At 44.9% G+C, this 14,036-nt stretch carries 12 protein-coding genes; 6 read left to right on the top strand and 6 right to left on the bottom strand.

Annotated elements, in window-relative coordinates:
* Positions 1-178 precede the first annotated feature (178 nt).
* Complete coding sequence (locus F5971_RS13660) at positions 179-769, top strand: hypothetical protein (protein WP_223116331.1); 591 nt, start codon at positions 179-181, stop codon at positions 767-769.
* Between the two features lie 690 nt (positions 770-1,459).
* Here F5971_RS13660 and F5971_RS13665 read toward each other — a convergent pair.
* The 3 genes from F5971_RS13665 to F5971_RS13675 all read right to left on the bottom strand — a co-directional run bounded on the left by F5971_RS13665 (position 1,460) and on the right by F5971_RS13675 (position 4,654).
* Complete coding sequence (locus tag F5971_RS13665) at positions 1,460-1,807, bottom strand: DoxX-like family protein (protein ID WP_193495597.1); 348 nt, start codon at positions 1,805-1,807, stop codon at positions 1,460-1,462.
* Positions 1,719-1,949: a DUF2269 family protein gene (locus tag F5971_RS18570; protein WP_343042648.1), complete on the bottom strand. Its 231-nt coding sequence runs from the start codon at positions 1,947-1,949 to the stop codon at positions 1,719-1,721. The genes F5971_RS13665 and F5971_RS18570 overlap by 89 nt, the downstream gene beginning before the upstream one ends.
* Before the next feature lie 536 nt (positions 1,950-2,485).
* Complete coding sequence (locus F5971_RS13675) at positions 2,486-4,654, bottom strand: methyl-accepting chemotaxis protein (protein WP_193495442.1); 2,169 nt, start codon at positions 4,652-4,654, stop codon at positions 2,486-2,488.
* A gap of 234 nt (positions 4,655-4,888) precedes the next feature.
* On the opposite strand from F5971_RS13675, the gene F5971_RS13680 reads away from it, so the two are divergent.
* Genes F5971_RS13680 through F5971_RS13690 form a run of 3 tightly spaced genes read left to right on the top strand, consistent with a single transcriptional unit; the run spans position 4,889 to position 9,859 of the window.
* Positions 4,889-6,334 (top strand): FecR family protein, encoded by a 1,446-nt coding sequence (locus F5971_RS13680; protein WP_036508993.1) that lies wholly within the window; start codon positions 4,889-4,891, stop codon positions 6,332-6,334.
* Between the two features lies 1 nt (position 6,335).
* The gene (locus tag F5971_RS13685; protein WP_193495444.1) at positions 6,336-7,703 is read left to right on the top strand and encodes a tetratricopeptide repeat protein; all 1,368 of its coding nucleotides are present in this window, start codon (positions 6,336-6,338) and stop codon (positions 7,701-7,703) included.
* Positions 7,704-7,705: 2 nt separating this feature from the next.
* On the top strand, positions 7,706-9,859 hold the full coding sequence (locus F5971_RS13690) for a CHASE2 domain-containing protein (protein WP_223116333.1): 2,154 nt from the start codon (positions 7,706-7,708) through the stop codon (positions 9,857-9,859).
* Between the two features lie 13 nt (positions 9,860-9,872).
* Here the strand turns inward: F5971_RS13690 and F5971_RS13695 are convergent, their stop codons facing one another.
* The 3 genes from F5971_RS13695 to F5971_RS13705 all read right to left on the bottom strand — a co-directional run bounded on the left by F5971_RS13695 (position 9,873) and on the right by F5971_RS13705 (position 11,784).
* Entirely contained in the window at positions 9,873-10,547 is a 675-nt protein-coding gene (locus F5971_RS13695) for a response regulator (protein ID WP_036508984.1), read from the bottom strand.
* Between the two features lie 71 nt (positions 10,548-10,618).
* On the bottom strand, positions 10,619-11,062 hold the full coding sequence (locus tag F5971_RS13700; RefSeq protein WP_246187811.1) for a response regulator: 444 nt from the start codon (positions 11,060-11,062) through the stop codon (positions 10,619-10,621).
* A 44-nt stretch (positions 11,063-11,106) separates the two neighbouring features.
* Positions 11,107-11,784, bottom strand: coding sequence for a DNA-binding protein (locus F5971_RS13705; RefSeq protein WP_193495447.1), 678 nt, complete (start codon positions 11,782-11,784; stop codon positions 11,107-11,109).
* 142 nt (positions 11,785-11,926) lie between these two features.
* On the opposite strand from F5971_RS13705, the gene rimO reads away from it, so the two are divergent.
* Together rimO and F5971_RS13715 are read left to right on the top strand one after the other, a co-directional pair.
* Positions 11,927-13,246: a 30S ribosomal protein S12 methylthiotransferase RimO gene (rimO, locus tag F5971_RS13710; RefSeq protein ID WP_193495449.1), complete on the top strand. Its 1,320-nt coding sequence runs from the start codon at positions 11,927-11,929 to the stop codon at positions 13,244-13,246.
* Positions 13,247-13,314: 68 nt separating this feature from the next.
* Complete coding sequence (locus tag F5971_RS13715; RefSeq protein ID WP_051514282.1) at positions 13,315-13,959, top strand: LON peptidase substrate-binding domain-containing protein; 645 nt, start codon at positions 13,315-13,317, stop codon at positions 13,957-13,959.
* The last annotated feature ends 77 nt before the right edge of the window (positions 13,960-14,036 follow it).

Raw genomic sequence — 14,036 nt, forward strand, 5'->3', positions numbered from 1 at the left:
ATACAGCTTCTTCTTTAAACTCAGTTGAGTACTGTTTGTAGGTTCGTTTCTGACTCATAATGACACCTCAATAGCTGACTGATATTGTCGCTAATTAAAGTGTCCAGTTCTATTAGACCAGTTCAATGCGTTTTCGGATTTAACCAAGAAACAGAAACCTTATCCGTTGATGGATTGGATGCTTCCTGATATTGAAGTATTGCACAATATTGTCAAAGAGTTGAGTGATGATGGTGTGTTGTCCAGCCAAAAGGCAACAATGCGCTTTGAAAGTGAATTACCCGAATTGGTTGAACTGTGGCAGGAGCAATTAGTCCTTTTTCATCAGAAAAATGAAGCAAAGGTAACTTACTATCAGGTGAAAAAAGAGGTTATTCAGCGTTGGTTAGATAAGCGAGGTAAGAAAAAAGACACATCAATAAGTGGTAGTTTAGATACCTTATTATCCCGATACTTCGATAAGCCTTTAAATGATATCAAACGCTGGATGAGTAACATACCTGGCATTCAACGCATATGGTACGACAAGGAAAAGGGATATTTTGTTGTTGGTGGATTAACTTCTCCAAAAGCCCAGTTAATGAGGCAGCCGAGCATCCGACAATGGCACACCTTAAAAGGTGAATTGGACATTGAGCTACTTGCTGATTTACTGGATGTTGATTGGGTTCGTATGAACCAGCTTGCCGGTAATCCATGTGTTGCAACATTAGTTAAACGATGGAAAGAAATTAACATAGATGTGAATGACGCCATTTTGTCTACATAAGCGATATGTAATTGAAGGAGTAAAAGGGAAGGGAGACGCTCAGACACTTTGAGTGAGCTTGAGAGCATATTTTATTCACTATTCGACTATATTCGAAGTGGCGTTAGATGCTCGTAAGTCTTAGAGTAGGAATTACGAAATATCCATCCCTCATGCTTCCAGCAGCCCAGCTAATTTGGGCAGCTGATATCACTAGCTATGATTTTGAGATCGAGGCCTATGGACTGGAACGAAAGTTAGGAGATTGGTTGGATAAAAAAATCATGTATAGCGTAATCGCATACCATCAGCTAGACATGTGTATCGGTTATTGGTTTTTTCCACACTGAGTTCCAGTCAGTTGCATATCTACTCTGGCCAATTGTCAAAGCCGAGATATTGATCCACGTGTAAGAAATTCTGCCAAGAGTAGAGCATCTAGATGTTCTTCAGAGGACCAAGCCAGATACGCCAGCAGAAAGAGCGAAAGTTTCCGATAGAGCTGAATTAATTCAGAGTTGAACCGGAAACTACACAAATAAGCAGCACGCCCCCCCAATCCAATATAGTAAATTTAACATAATATATATTATACGAAACTATATATACAGTGAAACTCAGTGAAAAATCACTCACTTTACGTCGTATTTGGGCGGTAAAAACTGAAGCCTCACGATATAAGCAGATCGCACAAAAATATGTGCAAACATCTTAGCCCCTAACTCTCTCTACTTGTCCCAGCCTTGAGCACTCATGTTTGTATAAACCATAAATCATCACAAGTATCGGTACGTTTTTTGTCAGCGGACCAAACGGATGAAGCCAAAAGCTTGGATCGATAGCCGTTAATAACAGTGTGTACGTTACAATCACGATCATTTGCAGCTGGAAGCAACGCTTCAGCTTTTTGCCAAGCAGCAACCAAATACCAATCAGAATATCTAGAACGCTACCAGACAAAATACTGATATCAGCTAACGCACCGACAATCCCACCATATGCCAACACTTCGTAACCGATTTCTTTGGCAAAGAACTCTGACGTGATGCCTGTGAATATGCAGTAAAACGGCTGGCGTCGTAAAGATCCAATCCGCCAAAACCACATGACGCGCTGTGACCGCTATTGCAGCCACATTCGAAGAACGGTTTGCCATAAACATAAAAAAGGCAATACCTGCTCCCGTTCCAGCAACCACCACAGCACTCAAAATATGAATCAGCTTTAAGAAGAGATAGCTATCCAAGGTTCACCTCTGTTTGATGGTAAATTCCTAACGGCATTGCTTCGGTATCAAACTCGTCCAAGGTGTACAACCCCAAGCAAGGCGTTGCACCTTTTAGATCGATGGTTTCGGTTAGCAATTTCTTTGCAAGAATGATTGCCGAAAGCGTAGGTATATAGGGCCCTATCCCCTTCTCAGCACATAGCGTCCATTATCGATTTCTTCAAGTGTTGAAAACTGCTGAGCAAAATGATCTACAACCACAGAAGAAAGCCCAGGCACTGAACTTGCTCCTGAGACAATCAGTACATTTTGAGCACACGCTTGCTCATGAAGTGACGTGATATCGCAGACAAAACGACGGTCATCCGCTAAATCGATGTAATGGCTGCCTAAATCTATGCAGGCGCGTGCAACACGGTAATCTTGTCCTTGAAAAGGACCGCCTGTATGGATTACAAGATCAGGTGATAGTGCACTGAATAAACTGAAGCACGATTCACTCCCTGAGGTTAAATTGTAAAGCGCTTAACCAAGTCCTCTAAGGTACCTGCTGTGACGTTGAGACTTTTGCTGGCTCTCACATTATCCAAAACAGCTTCACTGGCGTGCTCTGATTGTTGGCGAACACTTTCGACTCCTGCCTCAATCGCTCCTAGTTGCTGGAGTTGGGAGCGAGTATGTTTTCCAATTTCTAAATTCAAGCGACTTATGGTTGCCACTTGTTTTATTACAGACTCAAGCGACTGAGCAACGGACTCCGTTGCTTGTGTGTTTTTTGCAACTTGTGCCAAGCCCTGGGTCATGGATTGCACACCCAAATCTGCACGCGCTTGAATTTGCTCAATCAGTTCGCGTATTTCAATCGTAGCATCGCTCGTCCGTTGCGCCAATTGCCTAACCTCATCGGCTACGACTGCAAATCCACGTCCATTTTCGCCTGCTCGCGCCGCTTCAATCGCGGCATTCAATGCAAGCAGATTGGTTTGCCCCGAAACATTTTGGATAACACTGATAACCTGTCCAATATCGTCACTCTGCTGTTTAAGCGACTGAATAACTTCATTCGATTGATTAACGGTTTCAGCAAGACTGGCCATTTCACGCTTGGCATTCTCAATGTCTTTCTGGCTATCTTGAATGAGTTGGTTGGCAGAGTGTGCCTGCTCCCCTGCTAACTCACCACGGCTAGCAACTTCGCGAACCATTTCAGCCAAAGCACCCGTTGAGTTGATAATCGCTTGCTCACCTTGTGCCTGCTGCTCAAGCGCATCGCGGGTTTTATTGGATGTATTCGTCATCATTTTTGCACTTTCGCTAATGCTCAGACCTGACTGTTTCATATCCAGAACATTTTGGCGCAAACTCTTAATCATCGCATTTACTGAAGCAATAACCGATTTTAACTCACCGATTGCACCTACATCACTTACCTGAGACGTTAAGTCATTGTCTGTCACACGGCGAACGCCACTTACAAAGCTAGCCAAGGGTTTTACCAATAAGCGCTGTAATAACAGGCCAATGGTTAAACTAATAACAAGTGCAATAAAAATAAACGCCAGCAAAATCAGAGGGACCGTTTCGGCATTGCGTTGAGCTTGCATAGCACGGTTTTCAGCTTGCCCAATACGCTCGACTTGGTCAGATGCAATCGCACGTTGCATAGCCGCTAGAGATGCATCGATCTGACGTTCCACCTCGGGAATACTTCGTAAAGAAACAGATAATTGCTGAACAGATGAGGACAAATCACCGATCACTAACCGGTGACTTTCATTGGATTGATTAATCAACTTAAGTGCATGGTCCAATACGTCGGTTGAGTTGGCGCTGGTCTCAAGTTGTGTACGGGTTGCGGCCTGTGTTTGCTTCGCTAACTCATTCGCTTCAGCGGCTGTTCGATTAGCCAAGTCTAAACTACCTGTTTGAATGCGAACGGACAGGCTAATCAACCCTTCCAGAGCTGCAATAATTTCAGTTGCCAATATCTCTCTTTCAAACGAGTCATCTAAAGCTGCATAACGACGAACCTGATTTCGAAAAGGCCTTAACTCTCGTCGAACATCAACCAACAGATTACGCGTATCATCACTTTGATCAACATTAAACATTGCCGATGTCATCGTTGACGTTGCGCGATATACCTGTTGAAGACTTTCTTCAAGCGATGCTAACGCATCAGGCTCGCTTCGGCCCAGCTTATAAAAGTCGATGAGCGCTTGTAGCGACTGCTGGTTAATTTGCTGTGCGGCCGTAATCATGGTGTGCAAAGGACCCGACACCAGTTCCAGGTTGGTTGCTATATGCTCTGTGACTTCACTGATTTGAATTAAGCTTTCACTTTGCTGAGCTGATACTTGTCTTAACTGATTTAGCCCTGCATCGATCTCGCCACTCGCCTGCTCAGTTTCATCAAGGCGTGTCTGCAATCCTTGCAAAGCGGATACGGCTGTCTGCGCTCCTGCTAATTGTTTAACCTGTTGCTCCATTTGCGTGAGTGCTTGGGCCGATTGTGAAAGGCTGGCGGCCACGCTAGCGGTCTCTGATTGAAGATAGTTCAAATCATTGCTCAACGTATTGGCGCTAAAATAGGAAAAACCACCCGTCAGCAGTAAAACACCTAGCATCAATCCAAATAGAAGATTAATAATGAGACGAACACTTAACTTATGGGCCATAGCACAACAACCTTATGACAATACTTTAGATTAATATAACAGAAAGGTTCAAAATCACTTAATTATTAGTCGCTTTTTTCTGTTTTCAGTTGTTTGAAACACATAGGTGAAGTTTTTTTCTATTTCCTGCGAAAAAACAGCATTTTTTACTTTCGTTTTTAGTGCAATAGACATACTTTATAGAATGAAATTACGCATTGGTCGTGCTCACCCAAACAGTCAGGTATATTCGATATGTTTAAATTAGCATTTAAGGCTTGTATCTTTTACGCAATACTGAGCTTTATGACGTGTTACGCAGCGGTTGGTACGGTCAGCCTCCTTAGCGGAAGCGCCGTGATTCAACGAGATAACCTTTCCATCCAAGCCCAAACAGGCAGCCCTCTTGAAACAAAAGACATTTTTGTAACAGCTCAAAATGCGCGCGCTCAAATCGTACTGAATGATGGCACCGTTATCTCTGTAGGAGGGAATACAGAATTACAGATTGACGAGTTTACCGAGGTTGGCACTCCAAAAGTGTCAATGAATGTAGCTCAAGGAACGTTTAAAGCGATTACAGGACGCATCGCTCGGCAAAATCCAGAAAGCTTTCGACTGGGTACCCGCACAGCAACCGTCGGAATACGCGGAACAATCATTTCTGGAAAAGTAACGCCCGACTTTGAGCTGTTTGCAACCTTGCGGGGACAAATTTTTGTGGTAGAAAGCATTACAGGTGCCAGCGTTGATGTCCCTTCAGGCCAGTACACCCGTGTCCTTGCTGGCTTTACACCCACTCCAGCCTCTGACTTAATTCCAGCGATTGGTGAGGAGCTCAATACCGATCCAACAACGCCGCCTCCCTCAGCCAACTTACTCACAGACACACAAACCTTGCCGGAAACGACTTCACTGGCCAGCCAAATACCAGCAACGGATAGCACTCTTTTAACCACAACGTCACTTGAAAGCCTGAATATATTCAGCGAGATACAATCCCCTCTCTCTTTTGAAGAACCTGCTAGCGTGAGCGATGTTTTAGATACTCAGGTCAGTCAAGATAACTTCGACGATACTCTGGCGACAGCCCCAACTGAACCCACAACACCTCCTATCAATCCACCTCCCGTTAATGTAAACCCCTTAAGTTGGTGGTATTCAGCCATTAATGCCGATTTTTTAGCTATGCCCTTCACACCGCCTGTGGGTGACCTTCCTGACGCTGCAGACAACTACTCCAAATGGGGGTTATGGGATGGCGGTGCTTGGGTAGCAGGTGTAGAACGCTTAAGTGCTGTCAATCACTTGAACTCACTTACCAATCAGATTTACACCTTCGAAGGTAAAGCTAAAGGCCATGTCTACTATGGATTTGTCGATGTCCCTCCTCATGCAATCCTAGAGAATACGCTTAATAAAACTGAACTGACGTTTAACTTTGGCACCAACGAGCATACTGGGTTTATGCGCTTCGAAACCAGCAATGGATTTGTCTGGGCTGTCTCACTAGAAGATGGAAATGTCACTAAGAACATTGCACACTTTAACTTCCTTTTGAAAGAGATAGAGCAAGATATTCAAGGAACCTTGTTAGGCAGCTTTTTTGGTCCCGAAGCTCAAAGTTTGGGCGGATTCTTTAATATGACGGATACTGTTAATGAAATACAAGCACTTGGTGTGATTAGGGCGGAAAAATAACATGAATAAGATACAGCTGATTTTGCCTTGTTTATTGCTTTCTTGCATCACAGGTCTTGCTCACTCTGACACTTTACCCTTGCAATCAAATGCCGTGCATTCGCAGGAAGCCATTAATGATTACTATGATGCTGTGAAAAAACTTGAGCAAGGGCAGTATCAAGAAGCCTATGAGCTGTTTGAAAAGCTATTTCTACAGATGCCCGACAGTCTCGCGATTAATGTTATGATGGCAAGAGCCGCCATGGCACAAGGCATGTATGATGAAGCATTAACAGCATTAGATAGAGCATTGATTTTAGATCCTAATAATGCACCAGCGCTGCTTGAAATGGCACGTTTATACTATGAGTTAAAACAATACTCACTGGCTGCCAGTGAAGTTGAAAAAGCTCTGAATCAGCCCCTGCCTGATACCGTCAGGACGCAAGCTCAAGACTTTTTAGCAGTTGTGAATACGCGTCAAAATCGCCACCATTTAGTGTCGACTCTAATGCTGGGTCTACAATACGACGACAACGCGAATAACGATATTGGCAGCTCTACACACTTTCAACTGCCTGGTTTTGGTAACATTAGCCTCTCCGGCCAAAGTGAACAGGAGGACTTCGGATTCACTCAAGCCCTTCGCTTTGATCATACCTATGATTTTGGGCTAAGAGGTGGATGGTACTTAGACAATCAACTGGTATTGTTAAACCGCAACCACAAGAATATTCACAAAAACGATTTATTTTACATTTCAGCTTCCGTTGCCCCCACCCTTGCAACCAATGCATACAAATTTGGCATTCCCTTTTTTACAGAAAACATCTTGCTAAACTATGATCAATACTTAAATATCTCGGGCTCTGGATTCGAGTACCGTCGGGTGATCACGCCTCAGATTCAATTTCTTAGCTATTATCGAACAAGCCTTCTTAAATATGCCTCTCCTAGGCAAAATCGGGATGCTTGGTCTAACCAAGTGGGCGTCGAACTGCAAACCTTGTTCGGACCAAAATCAACGCGAGGCACCATTGGCGTTGATTTTGAGCATCGCGATCAACGTAACTCGCATCGCCATACGAGCGATCCAACTTCGTATGAAATGTGGACAGTACGAACAGAGCTGTCACACCCGCTGTCACAAGCTCTACGCGCGAGCCTAGGATTTACCTATCAAGAGACCGACTACAAACAACGTGATGTGCTCTTTGCCAATACCCGTTCCGATACACTCAAACACCTTGACGCATCGTTACTCTACTCCTTAGACACGAACAGTGCGGTAAGTTTTGCCGTGTCTGAGCACAGACGTCGATCAAATCAAAAGCCAAACAGCTACGATAAAACACTGGTGAGTATGAACTACCTCCTTAGGTTCTAAGTGTGCGACAAATAAAGTTACACATTGCTCTATCCTTCACGCTGCTCTGCATTTTCAGTGCATTGCAGCTGTATCCACCGCAGATATTGAAGACGTTTGAACTCAAACTCAGCGATCAAATGCTCAGCATTCGCGGCCAACAGCCTGTCGACCCTCGAATTGCGATTATCGACATAGATGAGCGCAGCTTACAAGAGATTGGACAATGGCCATGGCCACGCAACCGTGTCGCTGAACTGCTACTCAACTTGCGTGATAGCGGTGTCGCAATCATTGGCTTGGATATCGTCTTTGCCGAGCCTGATAATGCATCACCAAGGCGCATTCTTCAAAACCTCAATCTCCCTTTAGACATTGACGCATTACCGGATTACGACGAAATCTTTAATCAGGCCATTGTCGAAACACCGACCGTCCTGGGTTATGTGTTTGTGATGGAGAATGATCAACTGCACAGCGAGCATAGGCCAGACACTCATGCCATTATCCTTGAAAGCAACAAACCGCCTCAGTCCTTAGTTTTGAACCCTCACAGACCCATTTTGAGCCTACCACAAACCCATATTGATGGATTGTTTAGCGGGTATATCAACACATTGCCAGATATTGATGGAACCATCCGACACCTACCTTTGATTATGGAATATGACGGCAATCTTTACCCCTCTTTAGCAATGGAAATAGCGAGACTGGGGATGGGGGCACAACGTATACAACTGAGATATCACCATCAGTTTGTTGAAACCCTTTTGCTAGACTCACTCGAAATACCGACCGATATCTATGGGCGCTTGGCCGTCAATTTCCGAGGCCCGTCCTTCCAATACCCCTATATTTCGGCAGTAGATGTGTTGACCCGGCCAGAAACACTCTCGCTTGAAGGAAGCGTTGTGCTGGTCGGTACATCGGCCGCCGGATTATTGGATTTAAGAAGCACGCCTCTGGATTCGGTCTATCCAGGCGTAGAAGTCCACGCCACAGTGATCGACAATATTCTGAACCAAGACTTTATTAGCAAGCCTAGCTGGGCTTTAGGCGTCGACTTCGTTACTTTGTGTATTATCGCAACGGCTGGTGCATTGATTTTAAGCGTATCAAGCACCCTGATCTCCGCTTGTTTGGCGCTGAGCAGCTTAATGTGTCTGCTCGTTGCTCACTATTACTTGCTCAGTCAACAAGGGTTACTGTTCACAACGCTAACTCCATCCTTGTTGCTGATCAGTCATTTTGTATTAGGCACGTTGCTGAATCATCATCAAGATCAAAAGCAAAAAAACTTTATCCGCCAACGCTTCGAACGCAAAGTGTCTAAGGATATTGTAAATGAACTTTTGACCCACCCCAATTTGATGCTAGAGGGCTCAGAGCGCTACATTACGATCTTTTTTAGCGATATTCGCGGGTTTACACAGCTGTCCGAATCGATTGGCTCGGCTCGACAGTTGGTCACCCTGCTCAATCGCTATATGAGTTGCATGATCGATAGGATTACCCACAAAAATGGAACCATTGATAAGCTGATAGGTGATGCCATTATGGCTTACTGGAATGCGCCAATGGACGATGCTTTACATGCGGATCATGCCTTAAACTCTGCCATCGAACAAATTGAAGCGCTGCAGCAGCTAAACGCTGACTTTATTAAAGAGGGATTGCCTATGCTGAGCATCGGTATTGGCCTCAACACCGGCATGGCCATTGTAGGGGAAATGGGGTCCGAAGATCGTTCGGATTACACCTGCATCGGCGATGAGGTCAACTTGGCCTCAAGGACAGAGGGGTTATGCAAATACTTTCAGAGTCAGTTGATTCTCACCGAATCAACATATGGAGAGTTACAGCAGAGAGACTTATATCAATTCCGCCCCTTGGGGCTGTTAAATGTAAAAGGTAAAAGCCATCCCGTGCGATTTTACGAGTGCTTGGGTTTAAGATCCCAACCTTGGTGCAACTACTCTGAAAATGAAGATGCTCAGTTGAACAAGGCGCTTGAGGCATTTCAAGCTGGCCACTTCCAACAGGCTCTAACACTCTTCAGGCGTCTTGATGAGTGCTTTTCACAGCATCTCTACCAGCTGTACGTTCAGCATTGCCTAGATGCCATTCGGAACCCGCCAACTGACTTTAATGGCACGCTCACCATGACTGAAAAATAAGCAGTCATGCAATTTAGGTCTCAATTAGCCCTTGGCGTACAGCAAGGCGCACAATATCTGCATTATTCTTCAACTCTAATTTGCGTAAAATATTGGCACGGTGCGCATGTACGGTTTTAGGGCTTAAATGCATGACGTCCGCTATTTTTGCAATAGGATGGCTTTCGGCCAACATACTAAAGACCTCAAGCTCTCGTTGGCTTAAACGCATTAATGAGTTGGTACTTTCGTCGCCAGTATTCAACTCGGCTTTAATGGCTGCCGATAAATAGCGCTGCCCAGCATAAACGCTACGCACAGCCTCAATTAATTCATTCGGAGCACAATGTTTGGTGAGATAGCCTAAGGCACCCGCCGAGAAGGCTTGAGAGGGGTATGGGTCGCCACTCAGAGCTGTTAATACAAGAATTTTGGCCTTTTCATCATGTTGAATAATTTTACGAATGGTCTCAATACCACAGGTCGATGAAACTTCATCCGCGTCTTTTTTTTGCGGGATGGATAAATCCATAACAACGACGTCAGGCTGAACCTTTGCATAAATTGCAACCGCACAAAAACTTGACTCGGCTTCTGCTATGACTTTTACAGAAGGGTCTCTTTGAAGTATTTGCTGGTAACCTGCTCGGATGATGGAGTGATCATCAACAAGAAGGAGCTTGATAGTTGAGCTCAGACATTTCTCCATACAAAATGTATCAATCAGATGTTTAATTTATTGGGCAAATATATCATGCCTAGGTGCCAGTGTGTAGAGAGCTAATTCATTTCACTTAAGCTTTCAGCACCACAATAGACCCCTTGTGTATCAAGATCGAGCGCAAAGGGAGATACACCCTGCCTTAAATCTAAGTGAGCTGGCTGCGCCACTAATTCATCACTAAAGCCAATTAACTGAATGCCTTCTTTTTTACAGTGCGCCAATACTTTTTCCAACGCACTAATGACTGCAAGCTGTCGATCATTAAACTGCTCGTTTCGCTTTTGCTCTGTTCGAAGCTTGCTGGACACTTGCTTAATGACATATCCAGACGTATCTAACAATTGCACTGTGACCCCCGTCACCTTTTCAGCAACGAGTGCTGTTTTGGCCGTCTGAAAAATATACTCATCATCACAGACAAACACATCGCCTTTGCAAGCCTCTCTAAAAAGAGACCTCACCTTCATGACCGAGCTATCAGCGCTTATAAATTTATCCATATTTTTCAATCACTAAAAATTGTAATTTAATTTAAAATATCAAACTATAACTCCGACCCTTTTGAGAGCACTTGACGCAACTTCGCATTTTCATTGGTCAGCTTTTCGTTGAGCCTTTTAAGGCGTTCAATTTCCTCTTCCTGAATTTTAATTCTAACCCTGGCATCAATCACTTCATCCATTTGATTCTCTGCAGCCAAATGAAATTGATGCTCGTGTTTGCGCTGCTGGGCTTGCTGCTCCAAATCCATCGTTAATCGAAAGACGCGCTCCTCTAGCTTGAAACGCTGTTCTTCTGCCGACTGTTTTTCCTCGGTCATTCGAGCAAAGCGCTCAAGCAGCTGACCATACTGCTGCTGAAGGTCGGATAAGGCCTTGCTGCTGCCTTGAACAGTTTGACTCAATGAGGACTCAAGATCAGCCTGCTTTTGCAATAAGGCCAACTGACGCTCTTTGAATGCCTGCTCTGCGTAGGCGAGTGCACGATCCCAGGCTTGGCTTGCCAATCGAACCACAGGTTCAGGCAAATCTGGATGAGCCTGTTGTCGAGTGATTCGTTGGCTAAGCGTTTGCCACCAGTCGTTTAGTGCGCTGTTAATGGTCGTCAGACTGCCGCTGCCGATGAGATCCCGAACATTTTGTTGCGTGGGTCTGACCCCTTGCGCCAAAAGCTCATCTGCCGCTTGAAATACTTTTTCGCGCGTACTACTTTGCTTCTTCATATTTAAAATACACAATACGTATTGAATGATATGTATCAAAATAAAATAATACCATGATTTAAGACTTCTGCTAGACGCTCTATCGCCTGTTACGCGTGATTTCGGTAAAATTTACTTTTATTCTTTTGAGGGTTTTTACGCAATGAACGCACCTAAGGTCGGTTTTGTCAGTCTTGGCTGCCCTAAAGCTTTGGTTGATTCTGAACGAATCCTGACTCAGCTTCGCACAGAGGGTTATGAAATTTCTTCCTCCTACGACAATGCCGATGTTGTCGTCGTCAACACATGTGGCTTTATCGATTCTGCCAAAGCAGAGTCGCTTGATGCCATTGGTGAAGCAATTAAAGAAAATGGGCGCGTTATTGTAACGGGCTGCTTAGGTGTGAATGCAGATGAAATTCGCAAACTACACCCTCAAGTATTGACTGTAACAGGCCCTCAAGCCTATGAAGCGGTTGTTGGCGCAGTGCATGAGCACGCCCCCTATCAAGCAACGCATGATCCATTTATCAACTTGGTTCCACCTCAAGGCATTAAACTCACCCCACGACACTATGCCTACGTGAAAATTAGTGAAGGCTGCAATCATCGCTGTACCTTCTGTATTATTCCATCCCTTCGCGGAGACCTAGTGTCACGCAAGGCCGATGAAGTGATGAATGAAGCAGAGCGATTGGTGACGGCAGGCGTTAAAGAACTGTTAATTGTGTCACAAGACACCAGTGCCTACGGTGTGGATCTTAAGTACCCATTAGGCTTCTGGAAAGGCCGCCCTGTAAAAACGCGCTTGCTCGAACTGGCCGAGGCGCTCGGAGAGCTAGGTGTTTGGGTGAGACTCCATTATGTCTACCCCTACCCTTCAGTCGACAAAGTCATCCCCTTAATGGCACAAGGCAAAATATTGCCGTATTTAGACATTCCGTTTCAGCACGCAAGCCCACGCGTTTTGAAGGCAATGAAACGTCCTGCTCATGCCGAAAACACACTAGAACGCATTCGCGCCTGGAAAGAGATCTGCCCAGAACTGGTTATCCGTAGTACATTTATCGTTGGCTTCCCCGGCGAGACCGAAGAAGACTTCCAGATTTTGCTCGACTTCTTGGAAGAAGCTCAGCTTGATCGTGTTGGATGCTTCCAATACTCGCCTGTTGATGGCGCGACGGCGAACGAAATAGCAGACCCTGTGCCTGATGAGATCAAACAAGAGCGTTGGGATCGTTTTATGGCGGTTCAAGCCAAGATCAGTGCCGCCAAGCTTCAAGCAAAGATTGGTAGCGTAATTGATGTCATCATCGATGAAGTGGTTGAAGAAGGCGCTGTCGGTCGCAGCAAAGCCGATGCTCCAGAAATCGATGGCCAGGTATTCATTGATAACGCAACGCACTTACAACCTGGAATGATTGTAAAAGCAAAAGTTGTCGATGCTGACGAATATGATCTATGGGCTGACCTCGTTGATTAAGCCTTGAAAATAGGCACTCCAGCCCCCATAAACAGTTTGAAATGAGTTAAGTTTAAGAGAATAGACGTATGCATACTTTATTTAAAACGCCTTTCAATGAGCTTCCAGAGCAAATCCCGCTCTTTCCGCTTAACAATGTCGTTTTGATGCCAGGGGCTCGCCTTCCTCTCAATTTGTTTGAGCCGCGCTACCTAGCCATGCTTGAATACTCAATGAAAACATCAAGGTTAATCGGCATGGTGCAGCCGGATGAAGAGACCGGAGAGTTAGCGCGAGTCGGCGGTGTAGGTCGTGTTCAGTTCTTTAATGAAACCTCTGAAGGCCGTATCGAAATTGTGCTAACGGGTCTGTGTCGATTCGATTTAATCGGGTCGACTTTGACTGACGAAGGCTTTCTTCTTGGTCAAGTCGACTGGCAACGCTTTAGCAAGGACTATGACGCTGTGCTCAACCTGAACCCCAGTCGTGAGCAAGCGTTTCTTGAGCACCTTGAAAACTACGCGTCAGCCAAAAACTTATTTTTGGATCGCCGCTCTCTCGCCCATTTAAACGGCTTAGAAATGCTGAATGGCTTAATCACCGTCATGCCTTTCCCTGCCCGTGATAAACAAATTCTACTTGAGATAGAGCAGCCTGATGATCGCTTTGATTGGCTAGAAACCTATCTCGCGATGTCAGATAGCTCACCCACTAAAGAGCATTCCCGACATTAGTTCGCAGAAAGTGACGTTAATATGACATTTTTTTGCTGAGGCTCAATAGACGTTCACTTAGCTCTGTATATAATGAA

The sequence above is a fragment of the Nitrincola alkalisediminis genome, assembly GCF_009821115.1.
GTDB lineage: Bacteria > Pseudomonadota > Gammaproteobacteria > Pseudomonadales > Balneatricaceae > Nitrincola > Nitrincola alkalisediminis.